Annotated in this window: 16 protein-coding genes; 10 read left to right on the forward strand and 6 right to left on the reverse strand. The window is 49.9% G+C overall.

Annotated features, from left to right (window positions below; translation table 11 throughout):
- Window positions 1-811: 811 nt before the first annotated feature.
- Both rpsI and rplM read right to left on the reverse strand, forming a co-directional pair.
- Window positions 812-1207, reverse strand: a complete 396-nt coding sequence (gene rpsI, locus PHQ97_02555; protein ID MDD4391616.1) for a 30S ribosomal protein S9 — start codon at window positions 1205-1207, stop codon at window positions 812-814.
- Between the two features lie 38 nt (window positions 1208-1245).
- Window positions 1246-1680, reverse strand: a complete 435-nt coding sequence (gene rplM / locus PHQ97_02560; protein ID MDD4391617.1) for a 50S ribosomal protein L13 — start codon at window positions 1678-1680, stop codon at window positions 1246-1248.
- 466 nt (window positions 1681-2146) lie between these two features.
- Between rplM and cyaB the strand changes: the two genes are divergently transcribed.
- Window positions 2147-2752, forward strand: a complete 606-nt coding sequence (gene cyaB, locus PHQ97_02565; protein ID MDD4391618.1) for a class IV adenylate cyclase — start codon at window positions 2147-2149, stop codon at window positions 2750-2752.
- 54 nt (window positions 2753-2806) lie between these two features.
- Entirely contained in the window at window positions 2807-3616 is an 810-nt protein-coding gene (locus PHQ97_02570) for an endonuclease/exonuclease/phosphatase family protein (GenBank protein MDD4391619.1), read from the forward strand.
- 27 nt (window positions 3617-3643) lie between these two features.
- Here PHQ97_02570 and PHQ97_02575 read toward each other — a convergent pair whose 3' ends face one another.
- On the reverse strand, window positions 3644-4534 hold the full coding sequence (locus tag PHQ97_02575; GenBank protein MDD4391620.1) for a L,D-transpeptidase family protein: 891 nt from the start codon (window positions 4532-4534) through the stop codon (window positions 3644-3646).
- Between the two features lie 1209 nt (window positions 4535-5743).
- Here PHQ97_02575 and PHQ97_02580 point away from each other — a divergent pair.
- The 8 genes from PHQ97_02580 to PHQ97_02615 all read left to right on the forward strand — a co-directional run bounded on the left by PHQ97_02580 (window position 5744) and on the right by PHQ97_02615 (window position 17946).
- Complete coding sequence (locus tag PHQ97_02580) at window positions 5744-6226, forward strand: chemotaxis protein CheW (protein MDD4391621.1); 483 nt, start codon at window positions 5744-5746, stop codon at window positions 6224-6226.
- Complete coding sequence (locus PHQ97_02585; GenBank protein ID MDD4391622.1) at window positions 6207-7721, forward strand: hypothetical protein; 1515 nt, start codon at window positions 6207-6209, stop codon at window positions 7719-7721. Before PHQ97_02580 ends, PHQ97_02585 begins: the two co-directional genes overlap by 20 nt.
- The gene (locus PHQ97_02590; protein ID MDD4391623.1) at window positions 7718-8317 is read left to right on the forward strand and encodes a chemotaxis protein CheW; all 600 of its coding nucleotides are present in this window, start codon (window positions 7718-7720) and stop codon (window positions 8315-8317) included. Before PHQ97_02585 ends, PHQ97_02590 begins: the two co-directional genes overlap by 4 nt.
- 136 nt (window positions 8318-8453) lie before the next feature.
- Complete coding sequence (locus PHQ97_02595) at window positions 8454-10517, forward strand: methyl-accepting chemotaxis protein (GenBank protein MDD4391624.1); 2064 nt, start codon at window positions 8454-8456, stop codon at window positions 10515-10517.
- A 41-nt stretch (window positions 10518-10558) separates the two neighbouring features.
- Window positions 10559-12877 carry a hybrid sensor histidine kinase/response regulator gene (locus PHQ97_02600; protein MDD4391625.1) on the forward strand — a complete coding sequence of 773 codons (2319 nt, stop codon included), beginning with the start codon at window positions 10559-10561 and terminating at the stop codon, window positions 12875-12877.
- 18 nt (window positions 12878-12895) lie between these two features.
- Complete coding sequence (locus tag PHQ97_02605; protein MDD4391626.1) at window positions 12896-13984, forward strand: chemotaxis response regulator protein-glutamate methylesterase; 1089 nt, start codon at window positions 12896-12898, stop codon at window positions 13982-13984.
- Window positions 13985-14045: 61 nt separating this feature from the next.
- Window positions 14046-15437: a response regulator gene (locus PHQ97_02610; protein ID MDD4391627.1), complete on the forward strand. Its 1392-nt coding sequence runs from the start codon at window positions 14046-14048 to the stop codon at window positions 15435-15437.
- A gap of 22 nt (window positions 15438-15459) precedes the next feature.
- Window positions 15460-17946, forward strand: coding sequence for a response regulator (locus PHQ97_02615; GenBank protein ID MDD4391628.1), 2487 nt, complete (start codon window positions 15460-15462; stop codon window positions 17944-17946).
- A gap of 51 nt (window positions 17947-17997) precedes the next feature.
- Here PHQ97_02615 and PHQ97_02620 read toward each other — a convergent pair whose 3' ends face one another.
- The 3 genes from PHQ97_02620 to PHQ97_02630 form a co-directional block, all read right to left on the reverse strand.
- Complete coding sequence (locus tag PHQ97_02620) at window positions 17998-18819, reverse strand: SAM-dependent chlorinase/fluorinase (protein MDD4391629.1); 822 nt, start codon at window positions 18817-18819, stop codon at window positions 17998-18000.
- 62 nt (window positions 18820-18881) lie between these two features.
- A complete protein-coding gene (ruvB, locus tag PHQ97_02625) occupies window positions 18882-19925 on the reverse strand; it encodes a Holliday junction branch migration DNA helicase RuvB (GenBank protein MDD4391630.1) in 1044 nt (347 codons plus the stop codon).
- Window positions 19912-20535, reverse strand: coding sequence for an OB-fold domain-containing protein (locus PHQ97_02630; protein ID MDD4391631.1), 624 nt, complete (start codon window positions 20533-20535; stop codon window positions 19912-19914). The genes ruvB and PHQ97_02630 overlap by 14 nt, the downstream gene beginning before the upstream one ends.
- Window positions 20536-20899 lie beyond the last annotated feature (364 nt).

Below are 20899 nucleotides of genomic sequence, written 5' to 3' on the forward strand. Positions count from 1 at the left end.
ATCAAGTTTTTTTTCGCTCATTATGGTATAGTTTCCCTTTAAGATGATGATTTAAAGGGAAACTATACCATAAAATGATCTGATGAGTCAATCTCTATCACTCTAAAATTAAAGATAATATCAATTGTCATTGCCAACATTATAATCTGATTAACTGATATAGTTCTACTTAATTATGTAAAGTTATTTCTGAGTGAGCCCTAAGCGTACGAAAATATGGCCGCAGCAATGATCGAAGCCGCATTTCAAATGCACCATCGTTAACAAACAGCACAGGCCTGACCGTTTTATTATATAACGTGAGAATGCCCCCGATATCAATATATAACTCATCCGGCGCACAAATAGCCGACACTCTATCTTGAGTGGCTTAGGGCTCACTCAAACATAACTTCACATTTTAAGCGCCGACGCATCCTGTCTGACTGCGTTACAACAGCTCGGAATACTTAGGGAGTTTTTTCTCAGATTCTTTATTTTCGGTTCAGGAGTGTTTAAACAAAAAAACACGCAGAAGTCAGACAAAAAACGCTTCTATGAACGACTTGGACATGATGGATGATTCACCCGAAAATAATCGTTGGACTCAACTCGAAATTTTAATTTGAGTGAAACCCACCGGACGGTCAGGACCTGAAGGCAGAAAGCGACACTCATTGTCAATGCCGAATCTGCATTGACAATGAGTGTCGCTTTCAACAGTTGAAAAGAAACAGGTATAGATTCACAAAGGGAAGGAATTTGAAGATCGATTCAACAGGGAACAGTTATATACGCCTGTTCCCATATTCGACCGCCAGTCCATGAAAGATTAACGTTTTGAAAACTGGAATCTGGCTCTTGCACCTTTTTGACCGTATTTTTTTCTTTCTTTAGCTCTGGAGTCACGGGTGATAAAACCGGCTTTTTTCAAAATCGGCCTGAAATCAGGATTTGCAAGAAGCAGTGCTTTGGTAATACCATGACGAATCGCTCCGGACTGTCCCGAAATTCCGCCGCCGATAACGCTGACACGTATATCAAAGGAGTCAACGGTATTGGTCAACTGGAGCGGTTGAAGCAGGTCACCCTTCAGGGATTCAATCGGAAAATATTCATCTACCGGCCGTTTATTGACTGTAATCTCACCCTTGCCCGGTTTTATCCAGGTTTTTGCTATAGATGTTTTTCGTTTTCCCGTTGCGTAATAAATGTTTTCTTGGTTCATGGAATACTCCGGTATTATATTTTTTCAACCTCTGTTGTTTATATATCCAGTACGGCTGGCTGCTGGGCATCGTGTGGATGCTGACTACCTACATAGACTTTCAGCTTCTTGAATATTTTCCGCCCAAGCGTGTTTTTCGGAAGCATCCCCTTTACGGCAAAACGGAGCAAATCTTCCGGTCTTTTTTCCATAAGTTTTGCTGCCGTGATCGTCTTCAATCCGCCCACATACCCGCTGTGACGATAATAATTCTTCTGCTCCCATTTCCTCCCGGTCAATTTGATTTTATCAGCATTGATAACAATCACCGAATCTCCGGTATCCGCATGGGGGGTATACAGGGGGTTGTGTTTTCCTCTTAAATGGGCCGCCACCGCACTTGCCAGTCGTCCAAGCACTTCACCTTCAGCGTCAACAATAAGCCATTTACCCTTGTTGTCTGACTCTTTTGCACTATACGTATATTTTTTCACGGTTTGTTACTCCTATGCTTAAAAAGAATCTGAATTATTTAGTTAAAAATTTTGTCTGTGTCAAGGAGAAAAATAAAATTCTCCCCAAAATCCCGGGAGCCAATCGGGACACACTCATGAAATGATCTCCCCCCATGTCAAAAAGCGTTCGACATAGATAAAAATTTACCCTTCACACATTTGACACACGCCGTATTTTCCCTTATATAAAAAAGCACCGGCGCCCTTCATCCGTCAGTGAACAGACAAACCGTGCCGGAACGAAAACTGCCGTTCCCCATGAGCGTTAGGCTCAGGTTTTAATTCCCGGGCTGCTGAATGCTTGCCTCCGGTTAAAATTTCCGCCCGTGCTGAACGTGGAAAACAATCGGATTTCGTTGGGAGCTCAATTTTAGCAGCAACCTGTTACATAATGGGTATCAACGATCATGAAAGCCCTCAATGGTCGGAACATCAGAAAGGCCTTATGGAACCATTGGAAATAGAAGTTAAATTTTATCTAACAAATATTGATTCGATTCGCAACCTTATTCTCGACCTGGGCGCAACATATCTCAGCAGAAACTTTGAAACCAATATACGCTTTGAGGATCAGCATCACAGCCTTATTCAAAACCAATGTCTGCTCCGGCTCCGAAAAGACGATCGAGCAACCCTGACCTTCAAATCCAGGCACGGAAACGCTGACGAAGAATTCAAAATTTCCAAAGAATTGGAAGTCGAAGTCAGCGACTTTGCCACAATGAGTCAGATTCTGGAATCACTGGGCTTTCATCAGGAGCAGGTTTATGAAAAATGGCGGGAGACTTACCGGTTAAGCGATAGCCTCATCTGCATTGATACGATGCCTTATGGCGATTTTCTGGAAATAGAAGGCCCCAAAAATGACATCAAAGACCTGTCTCGCGCCTTGGGTTTCAAGTGGGAAAACCGTATTCTGCTAAATTATCTCGGAATATTTGAACGATTGAAGGAAAAACTGAGCTTAACGTTCTCTGATTTAACCTTCAGTAATTTTTGCGGTACCCGGATTAATGTTTCAGATCTTCTTCCATGGCTTGGCAAGGTGTAATGCCCCGGATTTACAATGTGATGAATCCGGCACGGTAAGGATCAGACAGCACCCATGACATTTTTAACCTGTGGGAACACCTGCAAAGACTTTATTTCCGTTCTGACATTGAATCTTCGCTTCGGCCTGGCCGATGACGGTTCGAACAGCTGGACATGGCGCAAAAGAATTTTCCCGATTTTGTTAAAACGGTATCCGGCCGATTTCATCGGTTTTCAGGAAGCCAATGATTTTCAGACAGATTTTCTCAATGATATTCTGGACGAATACCATTTCATCGGCCAACGCGTACCGGCGCCTTCCTTCTGGCAAAACAACATTATCTTCTACCGCAACCCATGGAAATGTATTCATTATGATCACTTTTACTTAAGCGCAACTCCCACGGTGCCGAGCCGGTCCCCTGAAAGCCTCTGGGCAAGGCAATGTACCATAGGCGTATTTCAATATGACGACCGCAGGCTCTTATGCATCAATACTCATTTAGATTTCAGCAGTTCTGTGCAGACTCACAGCGCACAGATGATCATGAACCGTTTATCACAACTGCCTTCCGAACTGCCGGCCATTTTATTCGGCGACTTTAACGCATCTCCGTTCTGCCCGTGCTACAGGGTTTTTACCGACAAACGAAACCCACCGTTTCTGGATCACCGGTATTTATTCAAAAATGTCTTCAGTAGCCCATTTCCCGGAACGCATCATGGATTTAAAGGAGACGTAAACGGCAATCACATCGATTGGATCCTGTACCGCGGCTGTTTGCGGCCGATTGAATATGGAGTGATTCATGACGCCATCGACGGCAGGTATCCTTCGGATCATTTCCCCCTGTTTGCCGGATTCAGCTGGCGTTCTCCTTAGATATTGAGCCACTCGTTCAGATTCATTTCAGGGCATGGGCCCCTGGTTGCATCTTTCCATCAGATAACGGCATGCCGTTATCAAGGGCATACCGGTTTCAGGCACCGGAAAATCATCTACCAGGGAAAGGTATTCCTCCCCGACAATTTCAAAGCCCCCGGTTTTCTGCATTAAAAACATTTTTTTTCGGCCCACCGGAAACGTTACACCAACACATTTAAGATTCTGTTCAAATACAACGACAAAGGTCTGCTTGTATGCAAAAATGGACACCTGATTCATCCCGGTTTTCATCTGGCTCAACCCGTATGATGATTTCCTGCTCTCCAGCCACTTTTCCCACCATGACATCCGGTCGTCATCCTCAGAACGGTAACATGCCAGATACGTATTCAGGTCACACGCCGAAAGGGCATTATTCCATCGGGAAATAAAATCGATCACAGCGCGTTTGGTGGCATCATTCGATCCAGCCGGCAGATACTCAAGAGCGTCAACAATGATAACGGGTGTGGATTTTAGCGCAATGTAACGATCCAGATGGTCGATATCCTGATTTCTCAAGGCGATGCAGCCATTGGTATTGTATGGCCGTAACGCTTTGTTTGTTCCGTGCATCCAAATGGCATAGCCCCTTCGTTTCGAAAACCGGTCAAACGAGTTGGGGTAATCCATCGGAAAGGCTCTGGTTCCATATATCGGAGTCAGATATTTTTTATTGAATCGCTCCGTAAAAAAATATATCCCCTCGGGGGTCTTGCGATCTCCGGATTGAATTTTCGGACCCGGATTTTTACCTGTTGAGCAGTCAAACTGTTCCAGCTGTTGATATGACTGGCCATTGTATCCGTAAAGATGCAGCCGCTGAGCTTTTTTGTCCACAATCAGCGCATATCCCGCCCCTGTTCCTGAGCTCATCGATACAATTACACCCGGAATATATGCTGAACCGCTGCAGGCGACCGTTGCAGGAACAATCAACAAAAGGATTATGACAGACCGTATAAAGTAATCATGCATTTGGCAAAAATCGAACCATAGCTATGTCCATCCATAGATTCGGTTATAACCGGATGGACACCAAAGTATGTTTCCAATCCCAAAACGAGATCTTTCACCCAAGACATAAAAAATCAGGGGATTGAGCCAAGTTGCCCTGAGGCCGCACAAACAATCCCGCAGAGATTGAGTCGATAAGCGCAGACTTCGAGAAGGCCTTTTATTTTACAGGCACCGATGCAGACCTGCATGTGCAGGAACAGATGCCGTCCGATCGTTAAAGCCCTTCAGACAGAATACTTTCCGTTTGCGTAAAACTCAATGAAATTTTTAAACAGGGACGCAATTTCACAAGGATCAAGCCCCATGCCTGTATTCATGAAGGCGATGGTCCAAAAAAACAGGACACCGTGATAAGCGCTACCTCAGCCTAAAAAAGGGAGGATCTGACAATGAGCAACGTAAACCGTATCCCCCTGAGTTCAAGACAAGGATCGCGCTGGCAGCCTTGAAAAATGAAGATACGCTGCCCCTGCATCAGCCTCACGGTTCGGGGCTCATCCTACAAACGCTCATTTAAAAATCTTCTTATTTCCACGGGCCAATTACTAAAAAAAACAAATTCGGTTACCCTGAGGGGGTAATAAAAATATATTGACTTTATAAAACCTTCAAGTATATTTTGTGCACTTGTATCAACCATTCTGAAGCTCTGAAGCGAATTCTAATAAGTTTCCATCAATTCTTTTATCAAACAGGTAGAAACAGGTATCAAATGCTTAAAGAAATACATGAAAATCCAGATAGCTTAGACAGACAAATTTCACACAGCGACAGAAAATACCCCGCCTGCACTCCGACTTATCGTAATAACATTATGATATTAACCTGGCAACTGTTTACGCAAAATACTTATTCACGAAGACCTTTATAAAATAAGTCTTTTTTGGAAAAGACATTTGTATATTTGATTGCCGGTTTAATAGCAAAAAATGTCATTCAACATAATCAACGACAATCCGTATATTAAGCCGGTTCTGTTGGCGTATGCTTATGCTCGCCATGCTGCCTGTTTAATCTGCGTAAGGGCCTCATGGCGGATGCGGGTTTCTTACTGGAGAAAAACCTATGAAAAGACTGGACAAGCTGCTTACATTCTGTCTGGACGATCGAAAAATAGCCCTGTACGTATCCGCTGTTCAGCGAATTATCCCGATGATCGAAGTGAGCGCGCTGCCGAAGGCGCCGGAAATCGTCGTCGGCATCATCAACCTGCAGGGAACACTTATACCCGTATTCGACATCAGGCGTCGTTTCCGCCTGCCCCCGAGAGAGGTGCATCTCGATGACCAGATGATCATCGCAACCACAGCAAAGCGGACGGTAGCACTCATTGTCGATTCGGTAGACGACGTAATTGAGATCCCGCACGAGAGAATCATCGCGGCTGAACAGATCCTTCCGGAACTCGAGTATGTGGAAGGTGTCATGAAATCGGAAAGCGGCATGATCCTCATTCACGATCTGGAACAATTTCTTTCCCTCCCGGAGGAAAAGGCCCTGGGCGAAGCGATGGAGGCGTTGAATCCCGATGAACGAAAAGAGGGATAACAACACCATTTCCGAAGCGCTTCTGCAGCGGCTGGCAGCCTACCTGACGGCCAGGATCGGGCTGCATTTTTCGAAAAGAAACTGGGCGGGACTCCAGCAAAAAATGACCGCAGCCATGGCCGATTTCGGTTTCGATCGGGTGGAGGAATTCATCGAATGGCTCCTTTCTTTCTCTCCGACGCAAAACCAGATTAAAATGCTTGCAGCCCACCTCACGGTAGGCGAAACCTATTTCTTCCGGGAGAGGAGGGCTTTTGAAATCCTGGAACAATCCCTCCTGCCGGGTTTAATCGCCGCCCGCCGGAAGACGGAAAAACGCCTCCGATTCTGGAGCGCCGGCTGTTCCTCCGGCGAGGAACCCTACTCTCTTGCCATCCTGCTCGACAGGCTGATCCCCGACCTGAAAGACTGGAATGTAACCATTCTCGCGACGGACATCAACACCGGCGCACTCCGGAAGGCGGAGGAAGGGATCTATTCGGACTGGTCATTCCGGAGCAACCCGCCCGGGTTCAAAGAGCGTTACTTCGATAAAACAGACAAAAACCATCACCGGTTACAGGCACGAATCAGGAAACGGGTCACCTTCTCGTATCTGAACCTGTCGGAGGATCACTACCCCGCGCTCCAGAACAACACCAACGCCATGGATTTCATCTTCTGCCGTAACGTCCTGATGTATTTTGCCCCCGGGCAGACCAGCCGGGCGGTCGAACGCTTCCACCGGTCCCTTCTCGATGGCGGCTGTCTGATCGTCAGCCCCGTCGAAACAGTGCTCCTGATCCATTCGCCGTTCGTGACGATCCGTTTTCCGGATTCGACATTTTATAAAAAGGACGCCCATAAAACGACGATCGTACAAGAAGCTGCAGAACCTGTGGAAAGAAAAAACCTCCCTTGCCCGTCAACACCTCTGAAGACCGAAAAACGCCGCCGTCCGGAGAAACAACCATGGCGCACAGTACAGGCCGAATTGATAAAGCCCGGTGAAGCAACGCAGACTCCCTGCGAGGAAGCAGCTGGTCTGTTCCAAAACGGTCTTTATCCGGAAGCAGAAGAAAAACTTCGCAAACTTTTCTCGAACAGCGGAAAAAATCAGGAAGCCTGTGTTCTTTTTGCGAAGGTTCTCGCAAATCAGGGAAAACTCGAGGAAGCCCTCTGCTTTTGCGAAGAAGCCGTCCTGGCGGATAAATGCAATGCCCATCTGTACTATCTGCTCGCCACCATTCTCGAAGAACAAAAAAAAGAGGACAGGGCCAGGGCTTCCCTGAAAAAGGCGCTTTACCTCAACCGAAATTTCGTTCTGGCCCACTTTGCCCTTGGGAATCTTTCCCTGCGTTCGGGGAAAATGGCCGACGCGCAAAAATACTTCGGTAACGTTACCGAGATCCTGTCGACATATAGACCCGACGAGATCATTCCAGAGTCAGACGGAATTACGGCCGGCAGGCTTGCGGAAATTATCGGAACATTCAGGATGCAGGAGATATCATGAAAAAGACTCAAATAAAAACTCCGGAAATTACGGAAAATCGCGGAGCAGTTGCTTCCGGAATATTGGAGGCGACAGCCGAGGGAAAAAGAGCCATTCTCCGCTCAAGGGCGAAACGTCTTGCCCGGGAACCTGAAAAAAAGGGAGAAACCAAAGACTATCTTGAGGCGCTGGCGTTTCTTCTCGCCCATGAGACGTATGCCATCGAGACCCGGTTCATCAGGGAAGTCTACCCCTTGACCGAGCTGACGCCCCTGCCCTGTACGCCGGACTATATTTTTGGCATCATCAATATCCGAGGACAGATCCTCACGATCCTCGATATCAAAAAGTTTATAGATCTTCCGGAAAAGGGGATTACCAATCTGAACAGAATCATCGTGGTCCGGCAAGAGGATATGACGCTGGGGATTCTCGCCGATGAGATCATCGGTATCCGAAATATCTCCAAAGGCGGTCTGAACCCGCCGCTGCCGACCATGACCGGCATCCACGCCGGGTATATCCGGGGGATTACCGGAGAAGGCATCATCCTTCTGGATATGGGAAAATTTCTCGATGACGGAAAGCTCATCATCCATGAAGAGGTGGAGGGATAAAGCCCTATCGAGGTTTCAATCGGCATAAACCGAAAAACAGAGAAAGACGACATGTAACAACAATGGAAACGGAAACCGGTTTGGCATTTTTCGTGATGCTGGGGTCATCACAATCAGGAATCGATAAGGAGAATTTATGAGACAGATAAAACTGGGGACAAAGTTATTGACCGGGGGACTCCTGGTTCTGGTAATTCCCGTCATCATCATCGGCGTCGTTTCGGTGTACGAGTCTTCCCGAAGCATCTCCGGGATGGGGAAAGCGGATATGGCAAATATTGCCGAAAGTCTGGCCGCCGCCCTGGATATCGGCATGAACGAGCAGATCGTCACGGTCAGGAACATCTCTTACTCAAGCAGCGTCATCACCGCCGCCGAAAAAGTGATGGCGGCCGGAGAGAAGAGCAGTCAGGACGAGGTCCTTCTTGCTCAGAAAGAGCTCACAAAAATAAAAACGGCCGAGGGCGACCGGATTTCCAGCCTGGTGCTGACCGGCAGAAACGGAATTGTCTATGCCTCATCCGACAACGGAAAATTCAACGAAGTTGATCTTGCCGGCAGAGATTATCTCGACAAGGCATTCAAGGGAACACCCAATATCGGTTCCGTCGTCATCTCCCGGGCAACCGGCAGGGTGGTTTGCACGGCGGCCTGCCCGATATACGATTCCAAAGGAAAAGAGATCACGGGGTCCGTGGTAATGATCATGGAACTCAAATTTTTCTCCGATATTCTGGACAGGATCAGGATCGGCAAAACCGGCTATGCCTACATCGTCGATCAAAAAGGCCTCTTCATTCACTGCCCCGTAAAGGAAAACATCCTGAAGGTCAATGTCTCCGAAATCAAGGGCATGGAGAACATCACGCAAATGATCGGCAACGCCCAATCGGGAATTACAGAATATGAGTTAGATGGCATGAAGACGGCCGCCATCGCCCCCCCCTTATCCGCCACCGGATGGAGGATCGTTACCGCCATCCCCACTGAGGAACTCTACGCCCCGGCCCGTTTTACCCGGAATGCCATCATTCTCATCGGCATGATCTCTATCGTCATAGCCTCCCTGATCTTTTTCTTTTTTGCACGCAGCATCACCCGTCCCCTGATTCATATAGTGGGCGCAGCAGGGAAGATCGCCGGCGGGGATCTGAGTGTGGAGATCACCTCGAAAAACCGCCAGGATGAAATCGGTGACCTCGCCCGGGCCTTTACCGGGATGATCCAGTCTCTCAAAGACAAAACTCGGGTCGCACAAAAAATTGCGGGAGGTGATCTGACCGTTGAGGCAACGCCCCTCTCCGGAGCGGACGCCCTTGGAAACGCCTTTTTAACAATGGTCGTAAAACTCCGAGAGCAGATCATGGAAATTGTGGAAGGCGTCAATGTGCTGGCATCATCGGGAAGCGAGATTATGGCTTCCGTCTCGCAATTGACCTCGGGCGCTGCCGAGACTGCGACCGCCGTAAGTGAAACCACGACCACCGTGGAAGAGGTCAAACAAACCGCACTGGTAAGCACGCAGAAAGCAAAACACGTTTCCGAACTCGGCCGGAAGACCGTCGAGATCTCGCAGACAGGGCTCAAAGCGATTGATGACACCATCCAGGGGATGAACCACATCAAGGAGCAGGTGGAATCGATCGCCGACATGGTCGTCCGGCTGAGCGAACAGAGCCAGGCAATCGGAGAGATCATCGCCACAGTAAACGACCTTGCCGAGCAGTCGAACCTGCTGGCCGTAAATGCCTCCATCGAAGCGGCCAAGGCCGGCGAGCAGGGAAAAGGGTTTGCCGTAGTCGCCCAGGAGATCCGGAGTCTTGCCGCTCAGTCAAAGCAGGCGACCACCCAGGTGCGCAACATCCTCTTCGACGTCCAGAAGGCGATCAGTTCGGCCGTCATGGCAACGGAGCTGGGAGGCAAGGCGGTCGAGGCGGGGGTGAGTCTCTCCAGACAGGCCGGGGAAGCCATCGATTTTCTGGCGGAAAGCGTCACGGAGGCGAGCGATGCCTCCATCCAGATTGCCGCCTCGAGCCAGCAGCAGCTCATCGGGATGGATCAGGTCGTCTCGGCCATGGAAAATATCCGGGAGGCCGCCTTACAGACGTCGGCCAGCACAAAGCAGACCGAGCAGTCCGCTCACGACCTCAACAACCTCGGGCTAAGATTGCAGGACATCGTGAAGTTCTATAAAGTGTGAAGGCGAAGGGATAGAAAATGACCGGGGAAAATGATGCATTCATGAAAAGGCTCCTGTTGGCCTTCAAGATCGAGGCGGATGAGCACATAAAAAAAATCACGACAGGGATCATCGAGCTGGAGAAGGATCTGGACCTGCAGGTGAAGGCAGGGATCATCGAAACGGTGTTCCGCGAAGCCCACAGCCTGAAAGGGGCTGCTCGCGCCGTCAGCCGCTCAGACATGGAGACCATCTGCCAGTCCCTCGAAAGTGTTTTTTCCGGATTAAAACGCCGGGAAATCAATCTGACCCCCCCGCTGTTCGACACCCTGCACCGGTCGGTGGACATGCTGAATGCAATCATCCTCTCACCGCCGGAGGAAACCGTTGCCGGTCCGGCTGAAATTTCGAAAATTACAGAAACATTGGCAACGGCGGGCATGGACGATATCCGGGAAAAACCGACAATTCCGCAAGACCCGCCGCACCTCCGGGATGAATCGCGGAGTTCCGGACCAGAGGATTTCCCTCCGGGCCCGGAACTCCCTGAATCCCCTGACCGGAAAATCGATGAACCCGCTCGAACGCAGAAAAAAGCAATGCCCGAAACGATTCGCGTCTCGATGGGAAAGCTGGATTCTCTTTTAAGACAGAGCGAGGAGATGCTTTCTCTGAAACTGATGGCTGACAGGCATCTGGAGGACCAACTCGATCTGGCCCATCTTTTTGAGCTGTGGGATAAGCAGTGGACAAAGACATACCCGATCATCTGCGAATTACGCCGTCTGCAGGAAAAAAACGACAGTCAGGACAGAAAAAGACGGCAGGACGATATCCGATTTGCCAAACTCCTGGAGTTCAACGAGCTGACTCATAACAACTTGAAAATTATGAAAAACAGGCTGGCAGACATCCGTAGAAAATCCGACCACGATCAGTATGCCACCGGACTGATGGTGGACAATCTGCTGGGAGAAGTGAAACAAATCCTGATGCTCCCCTTCTCGACAATGTTCGAGTCCTTCCCAAAACTATTGCGGGACCTCTCCCGCGACCAGGGTAAGGATGTGGAAGTGTCGATCCGCGGGGGAGAAGTCGAAATCGATCGCAGGATACTGGAAGAATTGCACAGCGTGTTCATCCATATTCTCAGAAACACGATCGACCACGGGATCGAAAAGCCGGAAGTGAGAAAGAAAAACGGAAAGCCATCTCGGGGAATGATCCAAATTGGTGTCTGCCGCGACGAAGACAACCGGGTGGAAATTCTCCTCTCTGATGACGGAGACGGAATCGATCTGGAGGGCCTGAAAGAAGCTGCTCTCAAACACGGAAGCGTATCACCGGAAGAGGCCCGGAAACTGACCGGAAAAGAGATTCTACCCCTCATTTTTCAGTCCGGTATATCCACCAGCCCGATCATTACGAATATCTCCGGCCGGGGACTCGGTCTGGCCATTGTCCGGGAAAAAATCGAAAAACTCGGCGGGCGGGTATCGATTGAAACACACCGCCATAAGGGAACCACGATTAAAATGACCCTGCCGCTCACCGTCGCAACGTTCAGAGGGGTTCTTGTGACGGCCGCCGAACGCCCATTTATCATCCCCACGACGGATGTGGAAAGGACCGTTCGGATCAAACAGGAGGAAATCAGGACCATCGAGAATCGAAACACCCTGTCTCTGGAAGGAGTCGTAATCCCGATTGTCAAGCTTTCCGATATTCTTGAACTTTCGGACAGAAGCAGCGAGTTACCCGTCATCACCGTATTGATCCTGGAGTCCCGGGGGAAGAGAATTGGTTTCCGTGTCGATGAGATACTGACCGAACAGGAAATGCTCCTCAAAAGTATGAGCCGACCCCTTTCCCGTGTCAAAAATATTGCCGCCGCAACCATTCTCGGGTCAGGAAAGGTCGTGCCGGTTCTCAACGTTTCCGACCTGGTCAAGTCTGCGGCAAAATCCGCGGTTCGACCTGTAAAACCGACGGTGCTGAGAGAAGGTGGCCAGACGGCAAAGCAAAACATCCTCGTCGTGGAAGATTCGATCACTTCCAGAATGTTGTTAAAAAACATCCTCGAAACGGCCGGCTATAGGGTCAAATCCGCCGTGGACGGGATTGACGCCATTTCCCAGCTGAAAACGGAAAAATTTGACGCCGTGGTTTCGGACGTGGATATGCCGCGGATGAACGGGTTCAATCTCACGGAAAAAATCCGGGGCGACAAAAAGCTGGCGGAACTTCCCGTGGTCCTCGTCACCTCCCTGGGGTCCCGCGAGGACAGGGAAAGAGGGATCGACGTGGGGGCAAACGCCTATATCGAGAAGAGCGGTTTTGATCAGAGCAATCTGCTGGAGACGCTCAGAAGATTTATCTAAAACCTTGAGGAGCGAAAAATGATCAAAGTGCTTATCGTTGAAGACTCCCAGGTCGTGCGGGAACTTTTGACTTTTATTCTCTCTGCCGACCCGGCGATTCAGGTCATCGGAACCGCGCGCGATGGCAGGGAGGCCGTCCGGGCAGTCCGGGAAAAAAAACCCAATGTCGTAACCATGGATATCATTATGCCGAACATGGACGGGTTCGAAGCCACCCGGATCATCATGGAGACGACCCCCACGCCGATCGTGATCGTATCGGCAAGCTGGGACCCAAAAGAGGTAAAAAAGACCTTCCGGGCCATGGAGGCCGGGGCACTGACCGCAATCGAAAAGCCTGTGGGAATCGCCCATCCCAATTACAAAAAACTTTCGAAAGAGTTGATCCGGACCGTAAAACTGATGTCGGAAGTGAAGGTGATCCGAAGGCGGCCGCAGAGGCAAAGCGAGATTTCAGGAAAATCGACAGCCGGCATGATCACCGCCATGGCGCCGGAGCTGGAAGTCGTTGCCATCGGCGCCTCGACCGGCGGTCCGCCGGCCATCGAAGCGATTCTGTCGAAGCTTCCGAAAGACTTTCCTGCCCCGCTGCTGATAGTTCAGCACATTGCTGCGGGATTTGTCCACGGTTTTGCGGACTGGCTCGCCAATGCTTCCAAACGCTCCGTTAAAATTGCCGCACATGGCGAATATCTTCTGCCGGGGTGCGCCTATGTTGCCCCGGATGATTTCCAGATGGGGGTGGGAAGCGGGAGAAGGATCATTCTCAGCAGCAGCGAACCCGAAAATGGCCTGAGGCCCTCCGTGTCCTGGATGTTCCGATCGGTAAGCGAGGTCTTTGGAAAAAACGCAATCGGTGTGCTCCTCACCGGTATGGGGAAAGACGGCGCTCAGGAGTTGAAACAAATGAGGCAAAGAGGCGCGGTGACCATCGCCCAGGACAGGGAGAGTTCCGTCGTTTACGGGATGCCGGGAGAGGCCGTCGCCATTAATGCGGCCGCATATGTCCTTTCACCTGCCGAAATCGCAAAATTTCTTTCCGGATTGCCAAGGACAAAAAATGAACGGGCAATGATCCAGGAAACAAGAAGCGGGGCAAGAGAGTGACCTCCCCGGAAAACACAAAATGGATCAAAAATCGGGGGACAGAAAAGAGAGGGGGGAACATATGAACAGAATAAAGATCCTCATCGCCGAGGACAGCATCACCCAGGCCATGCAATTGCAGCATATACTTGAAGTGAACGGCTACGAGGTAGCGATGGCAGCCAATGGCAGTGAGGCCCTTCAATCCATCGACTCATCCCGGCCGTCCATTGTCATCTCGGACATCATCATGCCCGAAATGAATGGTTTTGAACTTTGCCATAATATCAAGGCAGATGAAAGGCTCAGGAGCATTTCGGTCATTTTACTGACCTCTCTGTCGGATCCGCAGGATGTCATCCGGGCCGTGCAATGCGGCGCCGATCAATTCGTCACCAAACCTTACGACGGGAAATACCTTCTCAGCACCATTGATAACCTTCTCCATAACGAAAATCTGCACGATCGAGAGGAAGATTCGGAAGGCATTCATCTTTCCTATCGGGATAAAAAGTATGTAATCACATCGAACAGACGACAAATTCTCAACCTCCTGCTTTCCTCATACGAAACGGCAATCGCAAAAAATTCCGACTTAATGAAAGCGCAGGATGAACTCAAAAAACTCAACACGGAGCTCGAGGAGAGGGTCCGGAAAAGAACCGAAACTCTGCATATCGAGGTTGCCGAACGGAAGACGGCCCAGGCAGCTCTGCTGGCTAAAAATGAGGAATTCAATACCGTTACACAACAACTCTGGCAGGCAGCCAAACTGGCGACAATGGGGGAGTTGGCATCCAGCATTGCCCACGAACTGAACAATCCCCTGGCCACCGTCAGTCTCCGGATCGAATCCCTTACTGCGCAGACATCCCCGGACGATAAGCGCCGACGGGCGCTGGAAATCATCGGGCAGGAAGTCGAAAGGATGGGGAATCTTGTGACCAACCTTCTCCAGTTCAGCCGCCGGAGCCAGAAACAGATATCTACGCTGGATATATGCGAAGAAATTGAAAAATCCATCGAACTGATTCTTTATCACCTCAAAAAGTACGATATCCGGGTCATCAAGGAGTTTGAACCCGATATTCCGTGGCTCCTCGCGGACCGCCAGCAATTAAGGCAGCTGTTTCTGAACCTGTTTACGAATGCGAGCGATGCCATGCCGAAGGGAGGAACGCTGACGATCCGTGTTACGGCGCATCCCGAAAGGAAAAAGATTTTGATAGAAATTGCCGACACGGGAATTGGAATACCCCCCGAGATCCTTCCCAAGGTCATGGAATCTTTTTATACTACAAAACCGGAGGGAAAGGGCACCGGGCTGGGGCTGGCCATTTGCCGGCGCATCGCGGAGGAACACAGGGGGTCGCTTGACATAGCAAGCGATGGAATTCCCGGAAAAGGAACGAAAATTCTGATCACCCTGTCGGCAATGGATCAGGGCAATGAAATCGGTTTGATGGATCCATAAACGAAAACGAGAAAGGCAGATCATGGAAAATATCGCAAAAGAAAACTCTAATGACACCATCGGCCGCATCCTCGTCGTGGACGATGAAGCCGAACTGATGAGCGCTCTCTGCGAGATGCTGGCGGACCAGGGATATGAGACAGCGGGATTTCTGAATGCCGACGAAGCCCTGGCTGTCCTCAAGGAGCAGGAATTTGATCTGATGTTGACCGATCTGATGATGCCCGGCATGAATGGCATCGATCTGATCCGGGCCGGGCTCGAAATCGACCCCAATCTCATTGGCATCGTCATGACGGGACACGGTACGGTGCAAACCGCCGTGGAAGCGATGAAGACCGGCGCCTGCGATTACATCCTGAAACCTTTCAAGCTCAACACCCTTCTGCCGCTGCTCTCCCGCGCCATGCAGATGCGCAATCTGCGCCTGGAAAACATGCAGCTTAAGGAGACCGTGGCCATTCACGAACTGGGAAAGGTTATCGCCCTCTCCTCCGACCTGAATTCGATTCTGAACAAAATCGCCGATACCGCGATTCAACAGTGCATCGCCGATGAAGTTAGCATCATGCTGCCGACGAAGGACGAAAAAGAGCTTTACGTGGCGGTCGTCCGCGGAGGGAACACGGAAAATCTCGGAAAGCACACGCCGATCGAGCAGGGCATCGCCGGCTGGGTAGCCCTCAACCGCGAGTCCCTCGTACTGCGGGGAGCAGTCAACGATCCCCGCATGGCACCGATCCAGCCGCGCGCCGATACTCACACGGCCATCTCCATGCCGATGATCTCCCAGGGCAAACTGGTGGGCGTTCTGAATGTCAGCATCACAAAAAGCCAACGTCCATTTACAGTAGGACAGTTGAAGGCGCTGAGCATTCTGGTGAGCATCATCTCCCCCATTCTGGAAAACACGTCGTTGTATATCCAGATCCGAAAGGCCGAAGAAAAGTACCGCTCCATCTTTGAAAACGCCCACGAGGGAATCTTCCGTAGTTTACTCGGGAAACGATTCATCACTGCCAATCCTGCTCTCGCACGGATATTCGGCTACGACTCTCCGGAGCAACTCGTGGCGAGTGTAACGGACATTGCCCGTCAGATTTACGTAAACTCTGATGATGCCGGCGAACTATCCCGCATCATGGAGGCAAAAGGAGAAATCATCAATTTTGAACGCCAGGTTTATCGTAAAAACGGCAGTCGAATCTGGATATCGCTCAGTGCGCACACCGTCAGCGACGAAAAAGGCACTCTACAATGCCTTGAGGGCATTATCGAAGACATCACCGAACGCAAAGATTCGGAGTTACGGCTGAAACTGTCCAAAGAGGTCCTCGATATGCTCAACCGCCCGAAGGATACTCAGGAAATAATCAACGATATTCTTCACCTGTTGAAAAAGAACAAGGATTTCGAAGCCATCGGGATACGGCTCCGGGAGGAAGAAGATTACCCTTATTATATGACCATCGGTTTTCCCGACCATTTCCTGGAAACGCAAAACTCTCTTTGCACACGCGAGACCGCCGATGAAATGATTCCTGATTCCAATAGCAACCCGCAATTGGAATGTGTGTGCAGAAATATTCTTAGCGGACGGACCGATCCTTCCCTGCCATTTTTCACTGAGGGTGGAAGCTTCTGGACGAACAACGCCACAATGTTTCTGACCTCGACCGCCAAGGAGGAATGCCCGTGCAGCATGAAAAACCTTTGCAATCAAGAGGGGTATGAATCCATAGCGATGATTCCCCTGCGCTCTGGCAATGAAATTATCGGCCTTCTGCAGCTGAACGATACGCGGCAGAATATATTCACCCCTGACATGATCCATTTTCTCGAAGGGATCGGCGCCAGTATCGGCATCGCGGTCGCCCGGAGGCGCTTCATGGAGAAGCTCCGGCAAAGCGAGCTATCCTTGCGCAATACCATGGAGTCGCTTGTTAAAACCGTGGCGACCATTGTTGAAACGAGAGATCCTTACACCGCAGGACACCAGCGGCGCGTCGCCGATCTGGCACTGGCCATCGCTTCAGAGATGGACCTTACCGCAAACGAGATCGCCGGCATCCAGATTGCGGGCTTGATTCACGATATCGGAAAGATGTCCGTTCCCGCGGAGATCCTGAGCAAACCGACGAAACTTACCGGGTTAGAGTTCGCCTTGATCAAGGAGCATGCCCAGGCCGGATACGATATCCTGAAGGAAATCAAATTTCCATGGCCGATTGCGAGGATCGTTCTGGAGCATCACGAGCGGATGGACGGTTCGGGATATCCGCAAGGATTATCCGGGGAACAAACGCTCAAAGCATCCCGCATTCTGACAGTCGCCGACGTGGTGGAGGCGATGGCTTCTCACCGACCCTATCGCCCGGGACTCGGCATTGATATCGCATTGGATGAAATTGAAAAAAACAGGGGCGCCTTATATGATCCCGAGGTGGTGGACGCCTGTCTGCGTCTCTTCCGGGAGAAAGGATACACATTCAAAAATACATGGAAATAGATAAAGGGACAGCGGTTTTTAATCCGGGTTCACCAAAGTAAACGGGGCAATTCAACCGGAAGCATCTCGAACAGGTATCTGAATACGTATCAAATCATTCTTCCGCGCACCCAAACAGCGGGCTGCATTGCCGCCATTTACGGCAATTTCAAGAAAACCCCGGCTCCCGATAATCGAAAGAGCGCCTTTAGGCCCTGCTTCGCTGTAGCTTTCAGACAGGCCTTTTATTTTGCAGGCACCGATACAGATCTCCAGATGCCGGAACAGATGCTGTCCGTTAAAACCCTCCAGGCAGACTGTATCGATATTGGTTATCAAATTTCCAAATCGGTCAATGGACATGATCTGTCCAATCAGTTCACCGCTTTCGGAGACATATGGCTTTGTAAGCGGTAACCGGACCAGTTCATTTGGATTTACAGCCGTTCCCAGTTTCCGGATATCAAGTCCCATGGACAGGTGTGCGGCAACAGGCGCAAAAATATCCCGGCCATGGAATGTCCGGCTAACGGATGTCAGCCAATACGCCGGCTGGTCCAACCGAACAGCACTCTCTACCGGGTTATGATCCATGACAAAGGTTAACACACCGTTATCCGGTGCTATAAACACAGCCCCTCCGCATTCCAGGGCAATGATATCCCGCCGGCTTCCAACACCCGGATCTACCCCAATAACATGGATGGTATGCTTCGGGAAATAAGGATATGCTGCCTGGATGATGTAAGCGGCCTGCATCAGATCCTGCGGATCGATCTGGTGCGAGATATCGACGATGACAGCCGATGGATTCATTGACAGGATAACGCCCCTGAGCACACCGACATATTCATCTGAAAGGCCGAAATCCGTTAAAAGCGTTATAACTGGCATGCGCCCCCCCCCCTGATCGTACAACTAACCAACCATCTGAATTTACGAAGCGGTCGCGCTTCTCAAAACAAAGATTTCTGACGGCTGCAATTCAGATGTTTACCGGCGGCGTCAGAAGCCCGCCTGCCGGATGAGGTTCTGAGGATCAAGCCGATCTTCAACAGATAGGGTTCAACCACATCAACCAGCGTATCGGTCTCCTCCTGAAGCGTTGCGGCAATCGCCTCGATTCCTACGGGGCCGCCGCCATAAAATTCGATAATGGTGTTCAGGTAAGAGCGGTCCAGATGAGTCAACCCCATCTCATCCACACCTTCCAGGCTCAGAGACGCTTGAACGAGGGCTCTGGTGATTGTACCGTCTGCTTTCACCTGTGCATAGTCTCTGACCCGTTTCAGGAGACGGTTTGCGATACGGGGCGTACCCCTGGAACGTCTGGAAAGTTCAAAAGCGCCATCAATGTCAATTTTCACCTCCAGAAGCGATGCGGACCGCTCAACAATTTTTACCAGGTCATCCTCACTGTAAAAGTTAAGACTTTTAAAAATACCAAAACGATCCCTCATCGGAGAAGACAAAAGCCCGACACGGGTGGTGGCACCAACCAGCGTAAAATGGTTCAGCTTGAATCTGTGACTGCGGGCGTGAACGCCTTTATCAAACACAAAATCAACTGCAAAGTCCTCCATGGCCGGATATAAAAACTCTTCAACAATTTTTGGCGTCCGGTGGATTTCATCCACAAACAACACATCCCCGTATTCCAGATGGGTCAGAATGCCCAGAAGATCCCCGCCTTTTTCCAACGCAGGTCCGGATGTAACGGTTAAATTGCCTCCCATCTCATTGGCAATGATATGCGCAAGGGTAGTTTTCCCCAATCCCGGTGGACCGTGAAACAACACATGATCCAGGGGTTCACTGCGCTGTTTTGCCGCCTCGATGGCGATTTTGAGGGTCTCCACCGTTTCACGCTGTCCGACATAATCTGCCATGGTTTCCGGCCGCAGGGACTGAATTTCCGGATCGACATCAACCGGCAGGGACGAGCCCGTTAGGATTCCGGATTTATCCGAAGAATATGTCAAAATTTCATCCATTGCCATGGAACCGCTCTCCCCTGTAGACTTCGTCAAACAACTGTTCGGGAGTTGAAATTGAACGATTGCGTTTAAACGCCTGGGCAATCATCTGCCTGGCGTCATTGGGTTTATGCCCCAACTGTGTAACCAATACGTCCAGCACCTGGGAAGTGATGTGCTCCTGCCCTACGGCCAGAGGGGCTTCCCTTTGAACCCGTATGAATTTACCGACTTTTCCTTCCAACGCCGCGATAATTTTCTGAGCGGTTCTGGCCCCGATTCCTTTCAACTGCTTAAGCTTGTCCACATCTTTGGTTTCAATCGCGCTTGCGATATCATGGATGGAAATATCCAATGCTTTAACCGCCTTGAACGGACCGATATCGCCGACTGAAATAAACTGCTGGAAAAACTCTTTTTCTTCTTCCAGATTGAATCCGATCAGCACAGGCCGGGGCTGACGCTCAGTCTGCTGATAATAAATATAGAGCGAAAGCTGATCACCAACGGGTTTTGATTCCAGCGTTTTCATGACAAAAACGGGAACCATAACCTCATAGCCGATTTGATTCGCCAGAATCAGTACCCGGTCATCTTCCTTTTTCAGGAGTTTACCTTCGATATAACCAATCATGTTAAGCCCAACGCTGCACAAACAAAATAGTAAAAAATAAAACAACCCAAGGCGGGCTACGCCCGCAACCCAAACAGCCACATTTTATGCTTATTCATAATTTGGGGATGGGTTCTATCATCGGCCATTTCATCATCCCCGTGGGAACTCAGTCGTATCCCGGCAAAAGAAACCAAGCACCTCCGTAAAATACCAGCCGCAAAAAATCACAAAAGTCACAAATTTTTTTTGCGATACGTACGTCTTTTTGCAACTTTTGCAACTTTTTGCGGCTATTAAGATACAAAATAATTTTTTTGTTTTTTTCCCAGAGTTTGAGAAACAAGGCACTAACAATGACAAACAGCTGAAAAATCAGTATTGC

It is taken from the genome of Desulfobacterales bacterium (assembly GCA_028704555.1).
Classification (GTDB): Bacteria; Desulfobacterota; Desulfobacteria; order Desulfobacterales; family JAQWFD01; genus JAQWFD01.

Coding starts and splice junctions, on each gene's coding strand:
- PHQ97_02605 (MDD4391626.1), top strand. CDS start 12,896: ATGATCAAAGTGCTTATCGTTGAAGACTCCCAGGTCGTGCGGGAACTT.
- PHQ97_02600 (MDD4391625.1), top strand. CDS start 10,559: ATGAAAAGGCTCCTGTTGGCCTTCAAGATCGAGGCGGATGAGCACATA.
- PHQ97_02595 (MDD4391624.1), top strand. CDS start 8,454: ATGAGACAGATAAAACTGGGGACAAAGTTATTGACCGGGGGACTCCTG.
- rpsI (MDD4391616.1), bottom strand. CDS start 1,207: ATGAACCAAGAAAACATTTATTACGCAACGGGAAAACGAAAAACATCT.
- PHQ97_02630 (MDD4391631.1), bottom strand. CDS start 20,535: ATGATTGGTTATATCGAAGGTAAACTCCTGAAAAAGGAAGATGACCGG.
- PHQ97_02610 (MDD4391627.1), top strand. CDS start 14,046: ATGAACAGAATAAAGATCCTCATCGCCGAGGACAGCATCACCCAGGCC.
- PHQ97_02615 (MDD4391628.1), top strand. CDS start 15,460: ATGGAAAATATCGCAAAAGAAAACTCTAATGACACCATCGGCCGCATC.
- PHQ97_02620 (MDD4391629.1), bottom strand. CDS start 18,819: ATGCCAGTTATAACGCTTTTAACGGATTTCGGCCTTTCAGATGAATAT.
- PHQ97_02590 (MDD4391623.1), top strand. CDS start 7,718: ATGAAAAAGACTCAAATAAAAACTCCGGAAATTACGGAAAATCGCGGA.
- cyaB (MDD4391618.1), top strand. CDS start 2,147: ATGGAACCATTGGAAATAGAAGTTAAATTTTATCTAACAAATATTGAT.
- PHQ97_02575 (MDD4391620.1), bottom strand. CDS start 4,534: ATGAGCTCAGGAACAGGGGCGGGATATGCGCTGATTGTGGACAAAAAA.
- ruvB (MDD4391630.1), bottom strand. CDS start 19,925: ATGGCAATGGATGAAATTTTGACATATTCTTCGGATAAATCCGGAATC.
- PHQ97_02580 (MDD4391621.1), top strand. CDS start 5,744: ATGAAAAGACTGGACAAGCTGCTTACATTCTGTCTGGACGATCGAAAA.
- PHQ97_02570 (MDD4391619.1), top strand. CDS start 2,807: ATGACATTTTTAACCTGTGGGAACACCTGCAAAGACTTTATTTCCGTT.
- PHQ97_02585 (MDD4391622.1), top strand. CDS start 6,207: ATGAACGAAAAGAGGGATAACAACACCATTTCCGAAGCGCTTCTGCAG.